Annotated in this window: 16 protein-coding genes and 1 pseudogene; 4 read left to right on the top strand and 13 right to left on the bottom strand. The window is 41.3% G+C overall.

What is annotated here, in order from left to right; all coding sequences use genetic code 11:
• Positions 1-134: 134 nt before the first annotated feature.
• Both ATS71_RS03610 and ATS71_RS03615 read right to left on the bottom strand, forming a co-directional pair.
• A pseudogene (locus ATS71_RS03610) lies at positions 135-3,696 on the bottom strand (ABC transporter permease/M1 family aminopeptidase).
• 9 nt (positions 3,697-3,705) lie between these two features.
• Positions 3,706-4,587, bottom strand: a complete 882-nt coding sequence (locus ATS71_RS03615; protein ID WP_058403581.1) for an ABC transporter ATP-binding protein — start codon at positions 4,585-4,587, stop codon at positions 3,706-3,708.
• A 188-nt stretch (positions 4,588-4,775) separates the two neighbouring features.
• Between ATS71_RS03615 and ATS71_RS03620 the strand changes: the two genes are divergently transcribed.
• Positions 4,776-5,453, top strand: coding sequence for a nitroreductase family protein (locus tag ATS71_RS03620; RefSeq protein ID WP_058403582.1), 678 nt, complete (start codon positions 4,776-4,778; stop codon positions 5,451-5,453).
• On the opposite strand, the gene ATS71_RS03625 is transcribed toward ATS71_RS03620, so the two are convergent.
• From ATS71_RS03625 to ATS71_RS03635, 3 genes are read right to left on the bottom strand one after another with little or no spacing between them, the layout of a single operon-like run.
• Positions 5,446-6,519 (bottom strand): efflux RND transporter periplasmic adaptor subunit, encoded by a 1,074-nt coding sequence (locus ATS71_RS03625; protein ID WP_058403583.1) that lies wholly within the window; start codon positions 6,517-6,519, stop codon positions 5,446-5,448. The two genes, ATS71_RS03620 and ATS71_RS03625, sit on opposite strands and share 8 nt — an antisense overlap.
• A complete protein-coding gene (locus tag ATS71_RS03630; RefSeq protein WP_058403584.1) occupies positions 6,509-9,784 on the bottom strand; it encodes an efflux RND transporter permease subunit in 3,276 nt (1,091 codons plus the stop codon). The genes ATS71_RS03625 and ATS71_RS03630 overlap by 11 nt, the downstream gene beginning before the upstream one ends.
• A 5-nt stretch (positions 9,785-9,789) precedes the next feature.
• Positions 9,790-10,092: an ArsR/SmtB family transcription factor gene (locus tag ATS71_RS03635; RefSeq protein ID WP_058403585.1), complete on the bottom strand. Its 303-nt coding sequence runs from the start codon at positions 10,090-10,092 to the stop codon at positions 9,790-9,792.
• A 131-nt stretch (positions 10,093-10,223) separates the two neighbouring features.
• On the opposite strand from ATS71_RS03635, the gene ATS71_RS18370 reads away from it, so the two are divergent.
• Positions 10,224-10,412: a YgaP family membrane protein gene (locus tag ATS71_RS18370; RefSeq protein ID WP_006794224.1), complete on the top strand. Its 189-nt coding sequence runs from the start codon at positions 10,224-10,226 to the stop codon at positions 10,410-10,412.
• Positions 10,413-10,417: 5 nt separating this feature from the next.
• Positions 10,418-10,762: a rhodanese-like domain-containing protein gene (locus ATS71_RS03640; RefSeq protein ID WP_058403586.1), complete on the top strand. Its 345-nt coding sequence runs from the start codon at positions 10,418-10,420 to the stop codon at positions 10,760-10,762.
• A gap of 82 nt (positions 10,763-10,844) precedes the next feature.
• Here ATS71_RS03640 and ATS71_RS03645 read toward each other — a convergent pair whose 3' ends face one another.
• The 7 genes from ATS71_RS03645 to ATS71_RS03675 all read right to left on the bottom strand — a co-directional run bounded on the left by ATS71_RS03645 (position 10,845) and on the right by ATS71_RS03675 (position 21,166).
• Complete coding sequence (locus ATS71_RS03645) at positions 10,845-11,606, bottom strand: hypothetical protein (protein ID WP_058403587.1); 762 nt, start codon at positions 11,604-11,606, stop codon at positions 10,845-10,847.
• Positions 11,607-11,713: 107 nt separating this feature from the next.
• Positions 11,714-12,259, bottom strand: coding sequence for a PH domain-containing protein (locus ATS71_RS03650; protein ID WP_058403588.1), 546 nt, complete (start codon positions 12,257-12,259; stop codon positions 11,714-11,716).
• A 327-nt stretch (positions 12,260-12,586) separates the two neighbouring features.
• Complete coding sequence (locus ATS71_RS03655) at positions 12,587-16,891, bottom strand: alpha-1,6-glucosidase domain-containing protein (RefSeq protein ID WP_058403589.1); 4,305 nt, start codon at positions 16,889-16,891, stop codon at positions 12,587-12,589.
• Positions 16,892-16,913: 22 nt separating this feature from the next.
• Positions 16,914-19,793 carry a TonB-dependent receptor gene (locus tag ATS71_RS03660; protein ID WP_058403590.1) on the bottom strand — a complete coding sequence of 960 codons (2,880 nt, stop codon included), beginning with the start codon at positions 19,791-19,793 and terminating at the stop codon, positions 16,914-16,916.
• A 156-nt stretch (positions 19,794-19,949) separates the two neighbouring features.
• Positions 19,950-20,567 carry a LysE family translocator gene (locus ATS71_RS03665; protein WP_058403591.1) on the bottom strand — a complete coding sequence of 206 codons (618 nt, stop codon included), beginning with the start codon at positions 20,565-20,567 and terminating at the stop codon, positions 19,950-19,952.
• Positions 20,568-20,750: a hypothetical protein gene (locus ATS71_RS03670; protein ID WP_058403592.1), complete on the bottom strand. Its 183-nt coding sequence runs from the start codon at positions 20,748-20,750 to the stop codon at positions 20,568-20,570.
• Positions 20,751-20,767: 17 nt separating this feature from the next.
• On the bottom strand, positions 20,768-21,166 hold the full coding sequence (locus ATS71_RS03675) for a DUF3224 domain-containing protein (RefSeq protein WP_058403593.1): 399 nt from the start codon (positions 21,164-21,166) through the stop codon (positions 20,768-20,770).
• Between the two features lie 88 nt (positions 21,167-21,254).
• Here ATS71_RS03675 and ATS71_RS03680 point away from each other — a divergent pair, with 88 nt between their 5' ends.
• Positions 21,255-23,033, top strand: a complete 1,779-nt coding sequence (locus ATS71_RS03680) for an ABC transporter transmembrane domain-containing protein (protein ID WP_058403594.1) — start codon at positions 21,255-21,257, stop codon at positions 23,031-23,033.
• On the opposite strand, the gene ATS71_RS03685 is transcribed toward ATS71_RS03680, so the two are convergent.
• Positions 23,030-23,662: an OmpA family protein gene (locus tag ATS71_RS03685; RefSeq protein ID WP_058403595.1), complete on the bottom strand. Its 633-nt coding sequence runs from the start codon at positions 23,660-23,662 to the stop codon at positions 23,030-23,032. The genes ATS71_RS03680 and ATS71_RS03685 overlap by 4 nt on opposite strands.
• Between the last annotated feature and the right edge of the window lie 73 nt (positions 23,663-23,735).

Raw genomic sequence — 23,735 nt, forward strand, 5'->3', positions numbered from 1 at the left:
CTTTACAGTAAACCAGTAACTTAATGCGTAAAAAGCTGTGCGAAAAATGTAGCCAACCTTACAGATTTCAAACAGTTTTTTACACAAAAAAAGGCCGCAAAATTGCGGCCTTTGAGTAAATATTGTGTCAGCTATTAAAACTTAGCCAAATTATTTACATTGTCTTTATCAACCAGTTTTACGTACGGATCGACTCCTGCAAATAAAGGTTTTTCTTTTACCCTTAACTCAATGATATTAGTGCCCGTTACTATTTGGTGTTTTTGTGAATAAATCACAAAATCTTCAGCGAGTAGGTTTTCAGGATCATCGCTAAACAACACAATATCAATTAACTCGTCGAGTGGCTGTTCTGTTTCTTCACCTTGACCATCAGCACGTTGCTTAACAGCTTCAACGTTTAACGTAACGCTATAAAAGCCATCACTGTCGGCTTCGTCTGAAATTGAAACCTCTTTCATTTCTAGCTCATACAAAGTGATATATTTAAACTGATCATCAATAAAGTTTTGCTCAGCTTGCGTTGCGTCTTGTTTTAAATAACTGAGTAAATCAAGCGTTGTTGGGTATGGCGTTGATTGGTATCTAAACTCATTTAAAAATGCCTTAAGGGCAGCGTTTAAACGTTTTTCACCTAAGCGATCATAAATCGCCATCATCACCACAGATCCTTTATTGTAATGAAGGTATTGCTGGGCTTGTGTTTTATATAGCGGCATTTCTTCAAACGCTTCCCCTGTGCGGCCCATTAAGTACCTATCTAACTCGTATTTTAAAAACTTACGTAGCTTTTCTGGGCCAAAGCGTTTTTCAAGCACCATAAGCGCACTGTATTGTGAAAGCGTCTCCGACATAACGGCGGCGCCTTCTACATTGGCGCCTGATACTTGATGACCCCACCACTGATGCGCCACTTCATGTGCGGTTACATAGTAAGGTAGGTCAATTTTACTTTCATCCCTTGAGTCTGTAACAAAACCAATGCTTTCTGAATAAGGAACAGTATTAGCAAAACTTTGCGCAAATGAGCGATAGCGAGGGAATTCAATAATACGTAATTGCTTATGCTGATAGGGGCCAAATGCTTGTGTAAAATAATCTATTGAGTCCTGAACCGATTCAATCATGCGGTCAACATTCCACGCATGACTTTTATGGAAATAAACCTCAATATTTACACCATTATACTCAACCTTTTTACTTTCCAGTTCGGCCGACTGCACCGCATAAAAGTTTATAATAGGTGCATCCATTTCATAAACAAAGGTTCGGCGCCCATCTTTTACACTTTCACTTTGTAAATAACCAGGCGTGATCGCAAATTACCGTTGCTTTAAAGTTAATAAATCCCGTGGCTTGACCAAAATCACTTTGTGTATAGTACTGGCTATCTTCAAGTTTGTTTGCTCGTTCTAGCTCTGGTAAGTCATGTTTACGGCGCTCAAATTTATCAGCCACCTGTAAACGACGGTTGTAACCAAAATTGGGAAAAAGCTCCCAGTTATTAATAAACGTGCCATTAGCCACTAACTGTGTATCAGAGCCACTATCGGTAAAGCCTGTATGCTCGCGAGTGACAGACAGCTGCCCTTCTCTTATTTCATTTGGCATAAGGGGCTGATCAAATTCAAACCATGCAGAATAAAGCGCTGGTAATTTTTCAACAATTTTACCGCCAGCCATCGTTACATCCCAGCTTTTGGCGTGTTGCGGTGAACTTATTAGCACTCGCGAAATTGGCTCATTAGATGTATTAGTAAACTTTATTTTTGCAACTGCACTCAAAGCACGCTTTTTAGGATAAATATCAACAGTTAAGTCAACATCGGTCACCATAGGCACGGCTAAATCTTTGTATTGTGCAAACTGTTTTTCATAGCTTACTTGCTTGTCTTGAAACGCATCGCTTGTGGTAAATTCGTTTAAAACACGCGTATTGTAATAAATGTTATAACCTGCACCAACAAACACCAGTGCACTAACACAAACAATTACTTGCCCCTTTAACGACATATTATAACGAAGCATAGACAGGCGTGTACGCAGCGTTTGTGAAGGTCCTCTATGCCATAACGCAAATCCTACAATAGCCAAAACAAGACTTAACGCGCCCCAATACAATGTGTACCAATGCGCTGCTTGCAAAAAGTGTCCATAGCCGTTTATATCAGAGTACGGTACGCTACTGCTTTTCGAAAAATGATACATATGGTGTTCAAATCCATACGAATCCATTACCATTTGCACTATGTAGTACAAAATAAATAACCCCATTCCTACGTATTTATTTGGGCTAATAATTTGTAAAAAGAAGGCAAGCACCGTAAGCATAATTAACGGTAAAAGCGATAAATAAACAATCCTGAATAAATACTGCCCTAACTCTAAATTAAATTGCCCTTTAAATAACTGCACTGTGATTGTTAGTATCATTCCAACAATAAACAAGCCTGAAATAGCTGTTATTAACGCCAGTATTTTTGATACCCAAAAAACACTGTTGTGTACTGGAAAGCTGTCAACAATATCGCCCATACCACTTTGACGTTCTCGCCAAACAAGCTCAGCGCTATAAAAAGCGATAATAACAAACAAAAACAAACCCGAAATACCGCTAATAATATTGACCATATTCGCGGTAATTGGCCAGTTAGTTGTACCGTAAGCGCCAATGGGAGCAAACAGCGGAATCATAAGCGTTACAATACTTACACCCGCTAGAATCATAAATGGCGCGCTAAATATAACTTGTTTAAGTTCAAATAAGCTGCGCATTACTAGCTGAGATTGCGTACTTACACCTTTTGACTTGTAATTTTTAGCGCTGCTAATAAGTGCTGCCTGTTTATTTTTTACAAACGTAGATACAACAAATTGCTTTTTCTGTTTTTTAGCTACTATGCGGTTACTTAATTTTCCAAGGCTAACAAACATAGCTAAGCCCAGTACAACCCACAAAATACGGTTAACTAACAGATCACCGCTGAGAGTGAGCACTTCTGTATTTTTATCACTCACAGTCCAGTAACGCGTCAAATCAATTAAAGACCCTAGCCCAAATGGATCGGCGTAAACAACTATATTTCTAAATGCTAAATCATCAAAATAAGCACTGGCGATTTGATAAGCAATAAAAATAACAACGGCTGCTACATACACCGACATCATGGTTTTAAAATAGACAGCTACGCTGTTAAAAATAGCCGAAAGCACCAGTAAACTTGGCACTGCAATATAAAAATAAGGTGCGGCGTAATACACAAACTTATTTGGCCCTACTAGCTCACTATCGAGCCACCCAACTGATAAGCCAAATTGCGACCCTAAAAGCACGCCTAACGGCACGGTTAAAAATACAACTAGCACCACTAAGTAAGCACCAAAAAAACGCCCAGTTTGATAAGGAATAGGATTAACAGGCTTACTAAAAACCAGTTCGTCCATTTTACTTTCACTATTTCTAATAGCGGAGCTGGCAACAAAGTTAACTACCAAAAACATCGCAAATACGCAAAATGTAATGGTTAACATCATAATTGAGAAGGGCGAATTCATATGTACATTAGCGCCGCCTAGCGGAAATTTGCTAGAAGAGCTGATAAAAAACGCCATAAAAAAGAACATTAATGAAACAATATAAAACGAAGGCTGGCGCACAAAATAGCGCAGCTCAAACGCGAGCATATTAAAAAACATAACGCCCCCTTATGCTACTTGGCTATTACGATGATTGAGCAAAGTAGAAAAGTACACGTCTTCTAGGTTTGCATGGCTTGGTTGAAAACCTTCAGGAGCTTGTTCGGCTAATACATGCAATATGGTTTGCCCAGCAAATAAGCGTTTAGAAATAACAGGTAGCTGTGGCTCAAGCTCTTGCGCTTCTTCTTGGCTCATGGCTTTGCGCCAAATTTGGCCTTGGAGTTTATCGGTAAGGGCAATGGGGTTACCCTCTAATAATATTTTTCCGCCTGCCAGTACGGCCATATTAGGGCATAGCTCTGCCACGTCTTCTACTATATGGGTTGATAATATAACGACTTTTTGCTCGCCTAAGCTTACCAATAAGTTATGAAAACGGTTACGCTCTTCAGGATCTAGCCCTGCGGTTGGCTCATCAACGATGAGTAAATCTGGGTCGCCCAGCAATGCTTGTGCTATACCAAAACGCTGGCGCATCCCGCCCGAAAAACCACTAACCGCTTTTGAGCGATGTTGATATAAATTAGTGTGTGCTAGTAGGCCTTCAACCGACTCTTTTCGCTCAGCCTTATTATGAATCCCCTTTAAAACAGCCATATGATCCAACAAGTCGTAAGCACTAACACGTGAGTAAACACCAAAATCTTGTGGAAGGTAACCTAAGCGTTGGCGCAGTGCTTGTGGGTCTTTAAACACATCAATACCATCAAAGGTAATTGAACCCGCGTCGGCAGATTGTAACGTTGCAATGGTGCGCATTAATGATGACTTACCGGCACCATTTGGCCCAAGTAGTCCAAACATACCTTTACCTATCGATAAATCAACGCCTTGCAATGCGTGTACGCCGTTGTCGTAGGTTTTTGATAACCCTGTTATTGATAGCATTTTTTACTTCCTTGAATTGTAAGTATTATTTTTTATACCATTTTATACCACATTAAAAACGGGAACATAAGTTAGTAACCAGTTAACTTTGTAACAATAAATAAACAACAATTCATTCTAATAACACTTGCTTAGCAGTGAGCCTCTCGGTATAAAAACCACACATTACTGATAAGAAGCGAAAAGCCATGCAAGAACATAAAAACCAGCCATTGACCGATTTCATAGAATATCCACAGGATGAAATGTTGGCCCGTGCAAATGAATTCTTACAAACAAGCCAACGTCGTCATAGTATTCGCAGCTTTAGCAACCGCCCAGTGCCAAAAGAGATTATCGAAACCTGCATAAAAGCAGCAGGTACAGCACCCAGTGGCGCAAACCACCAGCCTTGGCATTTTGTGGCTATTAATAGTGCAGATGTTAAAAAGCAAATACGCGACGCGGCTGAAAAGCTAGAGCGATCTTTTTACGAAGGGCGAGCAGGCGATGAATGGTTAGATGCATTAAAGCCTTTAGGCACCGATGCTAACAAACCCTACTTAGAGCATGCACCTTGGCTTATTGCTGTATTTAGTCAAAAAAAGGGCGGTGTGAGTACCGATGATAAAAATACAAATTATTATGTGCATGAGTCTGTTGGGCTAGCAACGGGGTTTTTAATACAAGCTCTGCACCGTGCAGGCCTTGCGACACTGACCCACACCCCAAAACCGATGAGCTTTTTAACGGACATTTGTGACCGAGATAAAGACAACGAACGCCCTTACATGCTATTAATTACAGGCTACCCCGATGAACATGCAACAGTACCAATGCATGCCCTAGATAAAAAAACGATTGATGAAATAGCCAGTTTTATTTAATACTTTGCAAGGGGGCATAATCTATAGCCAGTACATCCCCTTCTTTCAGGCCAGCAACCACATGCTGCTTATTATTTACTCTGGCGCCTAAACGGACGAAACGTTTAACTAGCGTTTCGTTTTCCAATACATACACCATGCTTAATTGACCAAACTCATGCACCCAGCTTGGCTCAATTAAAATACCTTGAGCGTTTTTTGTGGGCAATTGTAGCTGTGCGTAAAGCCCAGGGATCAAGCCTAATTGTGTATTCGTGTCTAAACGAATAAGTAAGCTGCGCGCGCTATTGTCCGCAACAGGGACTATTTCACTCACTGTAGCCGAAATAGTTAAATTGAGCGATGGCAGTACTACGTTTAAGTTATCCCCTAGTTTTAATTTTACTGCTTGTTGTTCACGTACATTAAATTCAACCTGTAATTGCAATGGGTTATATACAGTAATGAGTGGCTTACCCGGTGTTGCGGTATCGCCAGGCTCTGTTAAGCGCTCAACCACCACACCCGAAATGGGTGCCGTTATTTGAGTATAATTTAATGCCACTTTGGCTTGTGCTTGTTGCTGCTTAGCGGCGGCTAAATTAGCCGTGAGGTTATCAAATTTAGCTTTAGCGTCATCTACTTCGCTAACAGATACTAACCCTTTAGCATTTAAGTTAGTCAGTCTGGCTAATTGCTTTTGAGCTTGCGTCAACGATGCTTGCACGGCGTTAATATTAGCGTCGCTTTGTGCCAACGCCGCTTTAAAATCATCTTGCTTGAGGGTAATAAGTAAATCGCCCTTAGTGACTTTATCGCCCGCTCGTACTTTTAACTGCTCAACCTGCGCCATCACATTTGATGAAATTTGCGTATTTTGTTTTGCTATTACACTACCCGGCACTTGCTCACTACCGTTAATGCTTTGCAGCGCAATGGTGACGCGCTCGCCCTGATAATTACTGTGTTGTGATTCTTTTAAACCAGCAGTTTGTTGATCAGAAAAGCTGCCTGCCATGTAAAGCACAGCCATAATAATTACCAATAAAGCGATTAAAGCGCCGATTAGTTTTGATTTACCCTGCATGCGCTTCACCCTCTGAACTTGCAAACACTAAATAATAAACAAGTGGCACTACAAATAACGAAAATACAGTAGACGCCACAATACCAAAAATTATCGCAATCGCGAGCCCGCTAAATACCGGGTCTAGTGTGATTACTAAGTTACCCAATAAGGTCGTGCCTGCGGTTAATAATACAGGACGCATACGCACTGTTCCTGCAGCAACCAGCGCATCTTTTATAGCCATGCCTTGGCCTCGTGCTTGATTAATAAATTCAACTAAAATAAGCGAATTACGAACCACAATACCAGCAAGGGCAATCATCCCAATCATCGCTGTAGCGGTAAATAGTACCGGCTCAGGAGCGCCGGCTATAACACGCTCTCCAAACTGATTTAAAAACCAAAAGCCTGGCATAATACCTATAACAGTGAGCGGAATAGCCGACATAATAATTAACGACAAGCTCGCAGATTGTGTTTGTACACGTAAAATAATAAATATGGCACTAAGTGCGAAGGCAAATGCAATTCCCATATCCCTGAACACATCTATGGTAATGCGCCACTCTCCCTCGCCACTAAAGTTAGCATAAGTGCCTTTAGGTAACTGCCATGGCACAGTACCGCCATTATTAAAAAAGTGGCGGTTTATCCACGGTGTTTTTTCAAAATAGTTAGGCTCGGCGTTAAAGTCAGCATTTACGTCTGCAATAACTTCTGCGGGCGTTCGCCCATTTAGCTCAGCCATAACATAAATTACATCGCGTTGATCTTTACGAACCCGAATGTCAGCAACCTGATGTTGCGTAAATTTACCTAATTCTGAAAGCGACACTAATGGCCTTGGTGCACTTTGTAAGCCAAATTCATTGCTGGTTTTAGCTAAATCTTTATCCCCCCTGACTTGCAGTGCAAGTAATTGCGAAATTTGATTACGCTCGCTGTATGGTAACTGTAATTTAATATCAACAGGCTCTGTTTCGTTACTTACGTAAAGCACCCCCACGGTTTCACCTAGTGTGGCAACACTTAACGATTGAGCAATATTTTGAGTGGAAATGGCACTGAGTGCTGCTTTGCTCTTATCGGTTACAAAACGCTGCAAAAGTGAAGGTGCAACCAAAGAGGTATCCACTTCAACTACGTGTGGCTCTTGCTTTAAACGTTCAGCTAATTGTTTAGCTGCTTGGTAATGAGTTTGCTGATCAACAAAATCATCTCGGTAAACCTCAGCAACTAAAGTACTTAATACCGGCGGCCCAGGAGGCACCTCAACAACTTTTATTACTATGCCTTGTTTTGCTAAAGGTGCGAGCTGTTTGCGTAAGCGCATAACCACAGCATGTGATTGATGCTCGCGTTCAGACTTATCAATCAATAACACTCTTAGCTCTGCTAAATGTGCAGCTTCACGCCGATAATAGCCACGTACCATCGCATTAAAATCCATACTTGAAGGCTTACCAACGTACGCCGCTATTTCACTTACTTCGTTTAATTGCCATGTGAGTGTTTGCACCTGTTGAGTAAAGGCAGCCGTTCGTTCTAAATGTGTTCCCTCTGGCATATCTATTAATACTTGTAGCTCGTTTTTATTATCAAATGGTAATAGCTTTAAAGGCACCAAACGCATAACAGGTAGCATGGCGCTAATAATAAATAAAATTAATGTGCCCCATAATACCCATTTTGCGCGCTGCCTTGAGACAAGCAATGGGCTTAATAACGTTTGATAAATACTTATTTTTGGCTCAACTTCTGTGTGGGTATCTGTATTGGGCTTGAGTAACTTCATCGCAAGCCAAGGCGTTACAAAAAACGCCACAATGGTAGACACCATCACGCTGATTGGAACATTAAATGCCATCGGTGCCATGTATGGCCCCATCATGCCGGTAATAAATGCCAGCGGAATAAATGCCATCATAATAGTTAAAGTAGACATAAGTAACGCACCGCGAATTTCGCTCATTGCGCCAACTATTTGCTGTTTTTTATTGCCTTTTTTATCTAAAAAACGGCTTATATTATCAATGCCTGTAATTGGGTCATCGACCAATAACCCTAACGATAAAATAAGTGCAAATAACGTTACTCGGTTAATGGTATAACCAAACGCAAAATCCAGTGACAGTGTAATGCCATAGCAAATAGGCACAGCTAACCCAACAACAATGGCGGGTCGCCACCCCAAAAACACCCCAACAAAAATCACTACCGTAAATACAGCAAACACCAAGCTTGATGTTAAATTATTTACTTTTTCATTGGCGGTCTGCCCGTAATCTCTTAATACCGAATAACTCACCTCGGGCGGTAAAAGCGTGCGTGATAACTCAGCCATCATTTGATGAACATCGTTTGCAACCGCCACAGCATTCGTGCCTGTTTGCTTAGCCACACTTAATGTGACCATAGGTGAGTGTTGCTCATTAGAAGATTGTGCAAGCCATTGGTAATGTTCAATCTCGCCAGGGCCGTCAATCACGTTTGCAATATCAAGTAAGTAAACACTTTTACCATTTACTACATTAACTACAAGCTGCTCTACTGCAGACTTATTACGTAAAACGTCACCTGCTTGCAGGGCTATTTTTTGCTGGCCATTTATAACACTGCCCACCTGTGTGAGCTGATTAGATATATTTAATGCATAAAGTACATCGTTTATAGTCGTTTGGTGAGCAGCCAACGCGCTGGCATTTAAATTGACGGTGAGCGTGCGTTTACGCCCAGCAATCACTTTTACCTCGCTAGTGTTTTCAATACGTTGTAAACCATTAGCAATTTCGTTTGCAAATCGCGTTAATTCGTAATCGCCATACAGCTGCGGATCTTTGCTGTATAGCCCAAGCATAACAATGGGAACATCATCAACTTCAATGGGCCGAATTTGCCAGTGTTCAATAACAGAAGGCATTGTATGCTGGTAACTATTAAGCTTGGCGTAGGTATCTAAAATAGCTTGTTCACGATCATGGCCCACCTCAAACCTAAGTGTCACCACGCTAGCGCCAGTTTGTGTGGTTGAGTAAATATGTTCAACACCGCCAAGCTGGGCAAGTAACTTTTCAAGTGGTTGAGTCACCAACCGTGTCACTTCAGGCGCTTCAACGTTAGGAGCCGATACATATATATCGAGCATAGGCACCACTATTTGCGGTTCTTCCTCGCGAGGTGTTTGTTTTAAAGCAAACAGACCTAACAAAATTGATAACACAAAAATAATAACTGGAATACGACCCGTTAAACTGCTTTTTACTGCATTATCAATCATATTCATGGCCACTACCCCTTACAAAACAAACCATACAATGTGCCCAAAAGATGAATAGCATTTTGATCAATCACACGGTAATAAATAGTTTGTCCTTCACGGCGAGTAGCAACAATATTCGTTTTTCTAAGGGCAGCCAAATGCTGAGAAAGTGCCGACTGCGCTAACGGTACCGCTTCATTAAGCTGCGTTACACTCATTTCGGTATCTTGCAATGAACATAAAATCATTAAACGATTTTTATTAGCTAAAATTTTTAATAGCTGCTCTGCTTGATCAACATTCCCCGCCATAGCAGTAAAATCAATATTCATATAAAGCTCTAATAATCTAATGTGATAGCAGTATAAATTGTTACATTAGAAAAGTCTAATATTAGGATTTACTAATATATGAAATACGATTATAGTAATTATGTATTTAACTGGATAAGTGACCGACTATAATGAAACTCAATAATGCGCTTCGTCTGATCGCAGGCATAATGATTGTGATCTCAATTTTATTACAAACCTATCACGATCCTAGGTGGGTATATTTTACTGTGTTTATTGCCCTAAACTTAATGCAATCGGCTTTCACTAGCTGGTGCCCTATGATTACACTACTACGCAAATTTGGCGTTAAGGAATAAATATAATGCTTACTTCTATCCCCGATTTACTAAAAGTTATTACACCTAACCAACGACGTATCGACGCTGAGCAAGCAAAACAAGAGATTAGCGAAAACAAGGGCTTACTTATTGATGTGCGCGAACCCGCAGAACATGCCACCAATCCTGCTGTAGGCGCAATTAATATTCCGCGCGGATTACTAGAAATGAAGTTAATGGAAATAGAAAAAGACGCTTCCCGTCCTATTTACTTACATTGCGCTAGTGGCGCGCGTGCAACATTAAGTGCTGAAGCAATCACACGTATAGGATACGAAAACGTCACCGTTATTACTTGTAACGCAGCACAGGTGTGTGACGCTTTTTAATTATTATACACCCAAATAATTAGAGCCTTAGTTAGTAGACTCGACGATAAAAAATTGTCGAGCTGACTTATTCAGGTTGGACTTAATTTGTTTGAAAATAAAAGTGCGTTTCTGATATTTTTTCAATAATGTCATATTCTAAGCCCATGTGGTTATACTCACCTTGAGTTGGCATTCTTGAACTGTAATTAACAACAACACCCCAATGGTTATCACTCACTCCTCCAAAAATTATGCTCATGCTTTTGTCATCATTTTTAGTGATAGCAGCAACATTATAAGCATTCATTAACTCCCTAACTTGCTTAGTTTCTGCTGATAACGTCATTAACTCTTCATTTTCACCTAACTCAAAAACTTTATAATTAGCTGAGGGAACAAATCCCGCATACTTAGATGGATAATAAGTAACAAGTTGAGCTGGCGTGAAAAATGTATTATTTATTCGATAAACAAACATGTCTGTTTGCTGAATAAGATTTAAATCTTTTGACTGATTGAATTTAAGTAGCTCATTCATCGTTACTTTTAAAAAGTCGTCAATTAAGCCTAACCGTTCTTCTTTGCATGCTTGTTTTTTACATATCGTAACAGCAGGTAATTTGGAGAGTTGTGCCTTATTTATATTTAAAAAATTACGACCCAAAACACCTAAATTAAAGTTTGCAAACGCTTGTTTATCTTTATCACTTTTAAACTTAGTCGGATGAATATCAAGAAAACTAAAAGGATAAAATAACGGCAGATACGCGAGAGGTAAATCACTGTTAGGTAATATATCTCCAGCATGCTTTAGCAATGCTCTATATTCTGCGTCTATATCCTCATTAAAATAAGGTGGCATGCCACTGGCCTTAATCGTAACCGTATTAATCAATAAACATAAAAACAGTCCATATCTCAGCATACTTTTTTAAGTTCCTTAGTAAGTGCTTTTTTGTGTAGCAAAAGCTATTTTTTTTCATCAAGTAGCGTAACAAGCATATTCTCTATGTTTTTTACGCTATAGGTAAGTGCACGTATTAACTCTAGTTGGCTTTGCGGGGTTTCTTCATTTGATGATTTTACTGGTGTGTTTGCAGTTAAGTTATCTTTTTGCTCAAGTATGGCTTCTCTGAATTCACTGGCATTTTCAACACCAAGTAATGACACTAATGCACCGTGGCCAGACTGCCCTGCTGTTTCAAAACTTAACCGATACAGACCAAACATGCGCATTATTGGGCCTTGACTTAGGCCTACATCGGTTATTTTTTCTAGCGGTATTGATTTTTCTTCTTTAAAAAATATCCCGCGTTTTACAACGAGCTTTTGCGTGAGTAATTGTGCCGACATAGCCGCCAATATTCGCCCTCCCACCAGCCACACAATCGCTAAAACAATGGGTAATAACGGAATGGCCACCAGTGCTAACACACTAAAAAAAGTGGCCATTAGCATCCAGTATTGCTGAACTTTGGGGTCGAAAGATGCGCTTTTTAAAACGAGGTTATTCATAAATTTATCCTTAATTTCATGAGAGCGTATACCCTGAACTAGGTCGCTTTACGCCTTTAGATACTTAAGTTACGTGAACAGTAACTTTAATGCAATTTAACTTCTTGCATTGAAATAAATTGTCACACTTCCTTTTATAACCTCCTTTTAAACAAAAAATATCTTCAACCTATGCTCTGAACTGGCTTCACTTTACATAAAGTTTATTTTCACATTGGAACGCGAATACCATGGGTTAACACCCGTTTTTAATATGCATTTAATAAGGCATTAAAAAAGCCGAGCATACAAAGGTATGCTCGGCTTAGGTCTGGGAAAATATAACTGCTACTGTTTATCTATAAGTATGCTCACATTTTCTCTATCTGGACCTATTACCTTAAAGGTGTAATTACCTTGTTCGGTAATATTGAGTGCTATATTAGCGCCTATGGCTTCGAGTGAAGTAAGCTGACCAACAGTGGCTAAAGGTGCTTCACCTGTACCGCCATAATCAACGGTGCTCCAATCTTCAGACGCTACTTTAAACTCATAGTCGCCCGCTTCTAACTCTATGGATGTAGAGTAAACCGCATTACCTTCGTACATCAGTGGGTTGTCTGTACCCCACCCATTTAAACTGCCGCGAATAAACACCGGTGTTTGTGCAAACATTTCAGCGTTAAGTACTTTCAGTGATACGTTATTTAAATCACTGGCGTCAAATATAAACTGGTATTCACCTTCTTCTGCAATATCCATGGTCATATTTGCGCCTGCAACCGATAACTGCTCTGCAGTGCCTATCATTACAATTGCATCACTCTCGCCAGAGCCATAATCAACCGTGCTCCAATCTTCAGACGCTATTTTAAATTCATAGCTTGCAGCACTCAGTGTTTTAGTAAAAGTATAAATACCTTTACCTTGATAGCTCAGCTCATCGGTTATTCCCCACCCATTAAGCGTCCCACGCACATAGATGGCAGTGCCTACAAATGGCTCTTCATTATATAAAGTAAGCGTTGGATTTTCTGGGTTTGAAGCATCAAGCGAAAATACATAAGTTGCATCAATAGCAGCACTAAAGGTCATGTTTGCACCTGAGCGCGTTAATGGCTCGCTTTGATTTTCAACAACGTCTTTATCGGCATCAGAAAGCGCGCCAAAATCAACCGTTGACCAATCTTCAGAGGCAATTTTAAATTCGTAGTCGCCAGCGCTTAGCGCAATTGCTATACGGTATTCACCTTCGCCAATATAGTCGAATGCATCGCGTGTGCCCCAGTCGTTTAACGTACCACGAACAAACACTGCGGTGCTGCCATAAGGTACAACATCAGGTGCACCTACGGTTGCATTTGCACTTAAACCAGTACCTTGGCTCTTACCTTGGTTTTTAGTAAAAACAGCTAACGTGTAAGGCGGTACAGTAAATGTGCCTTCGTTTTCGCCAGCAGCAAAATTAGCACTGATCATGCTTGTATCAACACTGTTTTTTAATACATCGTGTAATTCAAAGCCCGCTGCGGTAGCAATAGTATGGCTAAGAGTTTGCTCGGTTGCGTTAATCACGACAACAAGCGCATCAAGTGCTGGGTCTAAGTCTGTTAGCCCTTCGCCATCATCAATGCTCATTACAATTAAGCCATGTTGCTGGTTTTTACCCACATTATGAAAACCCACTCGCTCAATAACATCTTGCTCCGTGGTTAATCTAAATAGTGGGCTGCTGCTACGTATTTGTAAAAACTCGTTAAATACATCACCTGCATAGGCTATGTCTTGCGGCATTGCCTGTGCATCTGGATTAGCAGAGATAGGCATAATTTCAGACCATTTTTCTTGGTTCTTCTCTGCGTTTGGTAAACCAATGTTCCAGTTATTATTTTCCTTGGTTAAATCAACAGCATTAAACCAATCACCGGCATTATAGCTATCACGATCCATTGACTTAGAACGCAGTAAATCAGCGCCCAATTGCATAAATGGAATGCCTTGGCTAATAAGTGGAATAGACAATGCCATGTTGTGCGCGCGCACACGTTGCTCAATACTCATGCTTGATGCATGTTTGTATTGCAACTGATCCCACAGTGTTTCGTTATCATGCTTAGACACGTAGTTAATGCTATCTGCTGGGTCTAATGCATACGCTGTTGGTTGCGTATTCCAAGTAAAGCTATTTCCTTTAGATGAATTACCTTTAAAGTCTTTAAGAATGTAATTTTGTAAGTTGCCCGTCAGCGATAACCGTAACGTATCTTGTTCGGCTAGGTTGCCATCTGTCGGGTTATTACTAAACATTGCACCACCACGCACAGCTTCACGAATACGGTCGTTAAATGTACCGACTTCTGAGCCTGCCATATCAGCCTGTTTAGCTTGTGTGAATAAACGATTGTTAGCTACTTCACCAAAATCCCAGCCTTCACCGTAAAAATAGTTATCAGGGTCGACTGCTTGCACTGCTTCACGCGCAGCTAATATTGATGATTTAGGCATATGGCCCATTACATCAAAACGAAAGCTGTCATAACCAAAGTCACGAGCAAGAATAACCATTGAATCTGCAACAAACTTATCCATCATCACATGTTCAGTTGCTGTGTTTTCACAACAGGTTGAGCGCTCTATTTCACCGCTTACTTCGTTATAACGGTGGTAATAACCCGGTACCAACTTATCAAACACTGATTTTTCCCAGATACCCGACGACGTTGTATGGTTATAAACCACATCAAGTACAACACGAAGTCCTACTTCTTGCAGTGATTGCACCATAGCGCGAGTCTCAACTACGCGAGCAATGCCATCGCTGCTTGATGCATACGAGCCCTCAGGCGCAATAAAGTGATGAGGGTCATAACCCCAGTTAAAGCCGTCTAAATCACGCATCGCACTGGCTAGTGCTTGTGCATCATCTGAGCCAGGTAGGTAACTTTGCATAATATCGACAATGGTGCTGCTTTTATCTTCGATTTTACACGCATCCGCTTCATCGTTAATACGCTCACATAATTTACCTAAGGTGTCTGTAATTTCCACACGCTGTGAGGCATCTTCTTCAATGGTGCCAATATCAGTTACTGGGAGTAAATGAAAGTGTGTTAAGCCCTTATCTGCTAATTGCTTAAGGTGCTGCATTGGCACGCTTTCAAGCTCAGTGAATGCAAGGTATTTACCGCGGTTTGCTTCGCTTACTGACTGGTCGCGAATACTAAAGTCACGTACATGGCCTTCATAAATAACCGCATCTTCTGGGTTAGTAATAGTAGGCACGATACGCTCATCCCAGCCTTCGGGTTTAGTGTCGTCGTCGCTTAAGTTGATTAGTTGCGAATAAAGCCCATTACTCGATACATTGAGTGAGTATGGGTCGGTACTCCATAAGCTTTCAATTGCTTTAGTGGTTGGGTGATAAACATCAAATGCAAAACGGAAATAATGACGATCGTATTTGCTATCTAAACTGATAGACCAAATACCTGTGTTGCTATCAAAAGTCATCGCACTGCTATCAACTTGCGTTTTATCAGCATCGAAAACCGTGATCATCATATTATTTGCAGTGGGTGCCCAAACCGATACATCGATTGCATTGTTATTATAATGCACACCTAGCATGGCTTCATTCGCGTCGCTTTCACCTTGAGTGTAAAGTGCGTCTAATGCTTTTGCTGATTGTACAAAGGTCGCTTCTAGTAGCTTGCCATCGGCATCGTAGCCTGCAACAACAAGCTGTTGCTTTATAAGCTGCTTTGCAGCATCTGCATCCCAATTTCCCTGATAAGCAGTCCAATCCATTAAATGCGGTACTTTTACAGCTTGCTCATCACTTAACTCGGTTGCAGTCAGCTCAACAGTTTCACCATTTAGTCCAGTGTCTAAATCAACCACCAAGTCAGCGGTTGCTGAAGAATGCAACTTAATAATTTGTGTAAGCTCATTACTTGGCTTATACAATACTGTATTTAAATCAATCCAATGTGCTGATGCACCATCTATCGCTACCGGACGTTCGCCCAAGCTTAGAATAGGGTATTCAAACACCGAAGGCTCACCATGGATGGTAAAGTTCATACGCTGAAACTTTTCATCGTCCTGCATAAGCGGCATGGTTAAATCAACATCACCAAACGCTTTACCCGATCCTTCGGTACCAATGTGCACAATAAAATTAGCACACTCGTTATAACCTTCTTTGAGGTTAATTATCCAGTAGGCACCGTAGTTTGGGTCAATGCCATCATATTCATGGCCGTTAGCCCAATCGCTCGTGTCAAATGGAGGTGCATAAGCATCACACACATCATTATTCCACGAATGTAATCGGTAACCTTCGTAGTTATCGTCAGCTAAACGGTTATAAAATAAAACCGCCTCACCTTCACCTGCAAATACAATAGGATCAGGCAATGTTGGGTCGGCGCCCACAACACAGCTTTCGTTTTTTTCATCTGGTACAGTCGGCGCTGCACACGTTATAGGCTCAGGGTCCACACATTGCGAACCTGCTTCATTTGGTACTTGTGGCACATTGCAGGTTAAAAGCTGCTGTCCTGACTCAACCTCATCTGTCCCACCACATCCTGCTAATATCATTAACCCTAAGGCTATTAGCAAATATTTAGACATTGTTATAATTTTCATTTTTAAACGCTCCGTTTGCTAATTAATGACTGTATGTAAAACCAAGATAAAACTGACGACCAAAGTACTGAGTAGTCCCTGTTCGTTGCTGCGACCCAAAGTAACTTTGGGTTGGTTCATCGGTTAAGTTATTAACTTGCAAAAGCATGGTGAGTGAATCGCTAAAGCGATAAGACGTTTGAAAATCAATGACGGTTTCAGCATCAAAATTAACCACCTGTTCGTTAATGGCAACTTGTTCTGATACAAACTCATCGCGGTAACGCACATTAAGGCGCGTTTCGAAATCGTCTAAGGCATAAAATAACGTGGCATTTAGCACATTATTAGACAACCCAGGTAAAGATTGAACGAGAGTATCGCCCCCTAAACTGGTGATCGATTCAATTTCACTTTCTGTGTATGAGTAGCTTGCGTTAGCGCCCAAACCATTAAATGGTTCAGGTAAAAAGGTAAACACTTGCGTATAAGCAAGCTCTAGCCCTCTAATGTAGCCACCCTCGCCATTATTAACTGCCGTGGTATAAATACCGTTGGTCGTTGCAACTTGCTCGCCACTGACTGGATCTTCTATTGAGTCAGGTACGTTAAAGCCATTTCCTTTAAAATCGAAGTTTTCGATTGATAAGATTTCTACAAACGAGTCTATATTTTTATAAAATAGCGCCGCAGCGATAGTACCGTTACCTTCTTCAAAATAATATTCGTAAGATAAGTCGTACTGGTCAGCATAAAAGGGTTTTAAAAATGGGTTGTTATTACTTGAACCGTTAATAACACCATCGTCACTTACGTTTGCGCTGGCATCGCCCGCTAAGCGGTTTATTGGTGCACGCGACATGACTTTAGCCGCAGCAAAACGAACTAGCGAGTTGTCGTTAAGTTGCAGGTTTAAATTTAGCGAAGGCAGGTAATCGGTGTATTTAGTGCCTAATACATTAGGCGCGTATAAATCATTTACAATGCCATTCTCATCAACAATATTTTGCGCACCTAAGCGCGCATCGCCTGCTACGTTTTCAAGTACGGTTGCCGATTGATCGGTTTCGATACGGCGCACACCCACATTACCCGATAGGTCAAGTCCGGCAATTTGCGTGTTAATGTTTACCATAACGTACGCGGCTAACACATCTTCAAATACCGAGCCGCTTTGCAACACTGACCACGAGTAGTTCGTTGTGTAACCTTGCGCGTCGTCTACGCCATCGGCGTTGCCCCAGGTTTGAACGGGCTGTGGCGTGCCATCTGGAAACCACGCATTAAGCGCTTTATTTAAATCAATGGCTAAATACGATGGAAAATAACTAAAGTCGCCCTGCCAATCAACCACTGATGCCATATCGTCGGTTAAACGCAAAGGGGGCTGCGTTGATGAAAATGCCCCGTCGTTACCGTACTCAAATACCGAACGCTTTCGGCTGTATTCTCTATCTGAATAGCGCGCACCAAACTCAACTGAGCTAAATATGTCGCTTTCTAGCTCGTATTTAAAATCGAGTCTAAATGCCGTTACTTCATCTTCGGTTTGATCAGGGTAAATACCATATTTACTGACCATTACTCGGTCTATATCACTAAAGGCGGCCGCCTGATTAAACCCAACGTCAGGTAAATTTAAGCCATTTAACTGATAGTTAATTGCAACGTTGTTATCAAATACTGGCGTTTCTGCATTGGCATCTTCTGCTACTAAGCTCCACAGTAAGCCATTTCTAAAATTACTTTTTGCGCGAGAAAGCGCTACATCGGCATTAACATTTAGTCTATCGGTTACTTGCCAGTCGGCATTAACGCCAAAGCTGTCTACTTCGTCAAAATCTTGGTTGTCGTCATTCACTATTTCAACACGGGTATAACTTTGCGAAGTACGATTAACCGCTGCACCAATTACAGCATTGCCATCAAGTTGTGCATTTGCGTATGCTGCCGAGGGGCCGCCTAATTTAACCCTAAAACCACGGGCAAATGACTCTTTATCAAAGCGAGATAAAAACGCATCACCTTTTAATTTAAAATTATCTACCGGTGCCCACTCTATGGCAGCTAAATAACCATTTCGGGTTTCTTCACCGCCTAAATGCTGTAACTCAAAGCCTTCGCTAATGTATTCACTTTCTGGGCTATCTATGGGGCCATTTGTGTCGTTTGGTGCGCCATCAACATCTTTTCTATCGTTGTATGCAAGGCCAATGAACTGTGTTGCTACACTTGGTTGAAATAAACGCGCAAACCCCAGTGCCACACCTAATGTATCGTCTAAATATTTACCTTGATACGAAAAGCTAATACGGTCGCCAAATTCAGTGGCATCCGATACCTCAGATGCACGGTCGTTATACATACCGCGCACATTAGCTACAAATTTATGTTTTTGATCATTATTAAGCGGGCTGGCAGTTTCAAGCTCTACCGTACCGGCCACACCACCTTCTATAAGCGATGCCTTTGGCGATTTATATACCGCCGCAGAGCTAATTAATTCTGATGGGTATTGGTCAAACTCAATACTGCGGCTACCACTTGTAGATACCTGCTCACGACCGTTCAGTGTTGAAAATACAAAGCCGCCCGAAAGCCCGCGTATATTAATTTGTGCAGCCTGCCCACCAGTACGCACAGCTGAAATACCCGGTAAACGAGTCAATGCATCGGCCATTGAAATATCAGGCAAGGCGCCTAAGTCATCAGCAGAAATTTGCTCCGAAACGGTATCGCTAAATCGCTTTTGGTTAAGCGATTGAATTAAGCTGCGACTAAAGCCGCGCACTTCAATCACTTCTACATCGGTTTGAACTTGAGCGGGTTTACTCGTGTCTTCAGGTGGCTCTTCAGTAGCTGCAATAGCACTATTGGCGGCAAATAATGCCAGCATGAGCGCATTTAATTTAAACTTTTGCATGTGTGTGCCTTTTGGTTATTGTTTTGTGTGGTGTGTCAGTGCAGTAAAAACACACCCAACAAATTGTAACCAAAAGGTGAATATTTTGTGATGAATACGTATGCAGTATAGCCCACTTAGGCTGTAGCTATTTTGAGCAATTTAGTTAGCAATAGCTTAAATACTCACTACCACCCTAATGGCTAAGGCAACAAATACAAAACCCAGTACTTTGTCTAACCATGGATTGTGTTTAGTAAACCCAAAACGGTTTTTAGAAAGCTCTGTTAGGGCGGCAACAAGTAAGTACCAACCGGTATCAATCACAAATACAGTTAAACACATCACCATTGCAATGCTTAGGGTAAGATTTTCTGGATCAATAAACTGTGAAAACAAGGCTAAAAAGAAAATAGCAAGTTTGGGATTTAAAAAGGCAATGGCAAACCCATCTTGTAATGCTTTAATGCTACTTACTTCGCTATTTTGTATTTTAAGTTCATCATTGTTGGGTTTAGACAATAAAATTTTAATTCCTAGGTAAGCTAAATAGGCAGCGCCTAAATACACTAACACCTGATACACAGTAGGAAACTGCAGCATTAACGCACCCAAACCAAGTAATGAGGCTCCCGCATATAATCCCACTCCAATACCGTGACTTAGCGCCGCTAGCATGCCGTTTTTCATACTGCCGTTAAGCGAATGCTTTAATACAACCGCAAGGCTTGGACCCGGCGACATTGCGCCCATCATACAAATAGCCACTAGGCCTAACCACATAGAAAGAGTCATTTACAGCTCGTCAATTTCAATAAATAATGTATAACCATGCACTTGCCCATAAAAACCGGTTATTGGCACTGCGCTAATTACCTTCCAGCCATCTTGATTTAATTCCTGTATGCGATCATTCAGCGCCGCTATGTCTACCCCACCCATAAAGCGGGTCTTTCTAAATTCGATTACTTTTTGCATTTAAATCCCTGTGTATTTTATAACGTGTATTGAAAATCGTAGTTATGTACACCGTTTTCAATGCGTATTTTCATACTACCCGCTAATCCTTCTAGCTCATCAGTGCCTGAGTCGGGAATTACATTTAAAATTAGGCTGTCTTGGCCTTTATCCATTGTGCCAAAATGCTGTAATACAAAGCTGCCTTTTTTGCCTTCAAGCTCGCCTATTACTTGCTCAATTGCTACATAACCGGCACTGCCTTGCACTGGCGTCATGGCGCTTAACATTTCGCCTTGGCTAGTAGCATTAAGTGCGCCTTTAAATGTTTTATCAATAGACATACGCCCTAAATTAATGCCGTTTTGACCTTTGGCATAGCCATCTATTGGGGCTAATGCCACCGTAAATTGGCCTGTTATTATGTTGCTTGTCATAACGATTCCTTATTGATGATTTTTAAAGCTATTGATTTTTAATTCAATGATGCCATATCTATACCTCAACTTATAAAAAGAATCCACTATGCCAAACATTACCCCCGCAACCGAAAAAGCTGCATTTAGCAGTTTATTGCCTATTTTTGCATTTATTAAACCCTATAAATGGATGGTCGTAGCAGCCCTTGGCGCTTTATTAGTAACGGCTGGTGTTAATTTATCGTTAGGCCAAGGGGTTAAATTTGTTATAGATCATGGCTTTATTGCGGGATCTCAAGCGCAACTTAAACAAGCTGTATTGGTACTTATTGGTTTAATTAGCTTATTGGCTGTAGGCACGTTTAGCCGATTTTATCTAATGTCGTGGATTGGCGAGCGAGTGAGTAACGATATTCGTAAGGCCGTGTTTAACCGTATTGTGACATTGCATCCAAGCTACTTTGAAGAAAACCGCAGTGGCGAGCTTATGTCGCGTTTAACAACCGACACCACTTTACTGCAATCTATTATTGGCTCCTCGTTTTCAATGGCGCTGCGCAGTACATTAATGCTGGTTGGCGGTTTGGTCATGTTATTAATAACTAACCTAAAACTCACGCTAGTTGTGGTTGCGTGTGTGCCACTAGTATTAGTGCCGATGATGGTATTTGGCAAAAAGGTGCGTAGGCTTGCAAGCTCTAGCCAAGACGCCATTGCCGATATAAGCACCTATGCCGGCGAGATCATTCAAAATATTAAAGTGGTACAAAGTTATAGCCACGAAACGCAAGAGCAACATGCTTTTGCACTTGAAACCGAAAAAGCCTTTAACGTTGCCAAAAGCCGCATTAAACAGCGCTCGTTTTTAATTGCTGCTGTAATATTTTTAACCTTTAGTGCCATCAGCGCAATGCTGTGGGTTGGCGGCAGTGATGTACTGGCAGGCACTATGACCGGGGGTGAACTGGGTGCATTCGTGTTTTACGCTATTATGGTGGCAATGTCGGTGGCTACGGTTGCAGAAGTGTACGGCGAATTGCAAAGAGCGGCAGGTGCAGCCGCCCGCTTACTTGAATTACTTGCGGTAAAAAGTGAAATTGAAAATCCTGAAAACCCGCAAGACGCTCAGCTACAAAATAACGCAAGCTTGCCTGCAATCTCGCTTGAAAATATCAGCTTTAATTATCCGTCTCGCCCGGATGTCAGTGCACTTAACAAAATAAGCTTAAGCATTTCGCAAGGTCAAACAGTGGCTATTGTTGGCCCATCTGGCGCAGGTAAAACAACCTTATTTGAGCTACTACAGCGCTTTTACGACCCAGCTAGTGGCGCAATAAAATTTCACGATATTGATATTAAGTCGCTCTCTTTAAACACCCTGCGTGACAAAATGGGCATGGTGGCACAAAACCCTATTTTATTTAGCTCAGATGTAATGCATAACATTCGTTACGGCAACCCAAACGCCACTGATGAACAAGTATACGCTGCTGCAAAACATGCTCATGCCGATGAATTTATTAAACAATTACCACAAGGTTACAACAGCTTTTTAGGCGAGCAAGGCGTTAGGTTATCCGGTGGGCAAAAGCAGCGTATAGTACTTGCTAGGGCTATTTTGAAAGACCCTGAAATACTCCTTCTTGATGAAGCAACCAGCGCACTCGATGCGCAAAGTGAGCACCATGTTCAAGCCGCGCTTGAGCACTTAATGCAAAATAGAACCACGCTTATTATTGCACATAGGCTAGCAACAGTTATTCATGCAGATATGATTGTAGTGATGGAAAATGGAGAAATTATTGCAACGGGTACTCACCAAGAGTTAGTGGCAAGCAACCCGCTGTATCAAAAGCTGTGTGAATTACAGTTTAATAAGGATTAACCTTCTGTATTTGGCACTATTTGAATTTCTACACGACGGTTTTGAGCTCGCCCGTTTGCAGTGTCGTTAGTGGCAATTGGGCGTGTTTCACCAAAGCCGCTAGTGCTAATGCGTGCTGCCATAATATCTTGGTTGGCTAAGTAAGCCTTTACACTTTGAGCGCGTTCGCGCGACAAGTTCATGTTGTAGCTATCTTGCCCTGTGCTATCTGTATGCCCTTCTACGCTTAGGTAGGTTTTCTCATACTTGTTCATAACTTTAGCAATGGCGTTTAGCGTATCGTTAAACCCTGTTGAAATGTATGATTGGTCGGTTGCAAACGTAATATTAGAGGGCATAACCAAGCGTAAGTTATCGCCTTCGCGTACCACCTCAACACCCGAACCGGCTAATTCATCACGAAACGCTTCTTCCTGCTTATCCATGTAATCACCCACAGCAGCGCCTGCTAATGCACCAATAGCAGCACCAATAAATATGCGCTTGTCTTTGTGGTTACCCGTTGCTTTACCTAGCACGCCACCAGCAGCTGCGCCAATTGCCGCGCCTTTGCCGGTATTATTCATTTCACAACCTGAAAGTAATACGGCTACTACTGTAACGCTTAAAAGTGATTTTGTTAATGTCATGATGATGTCCTATTCATTTAGAAATTAGCAACAGTATGTAATTACCTGTATGAACAAACTATGAAGTGCGTAA

Source organism: Pseudoalteromonas sp. H71 (assembly GCF_001468485.1).
Classification (GTDB): Bacteria; Pseudomonadota; Gammaproteobacteria; order Enterobacterales; family Alteromonadaceae; genus Pseudoalteromonas.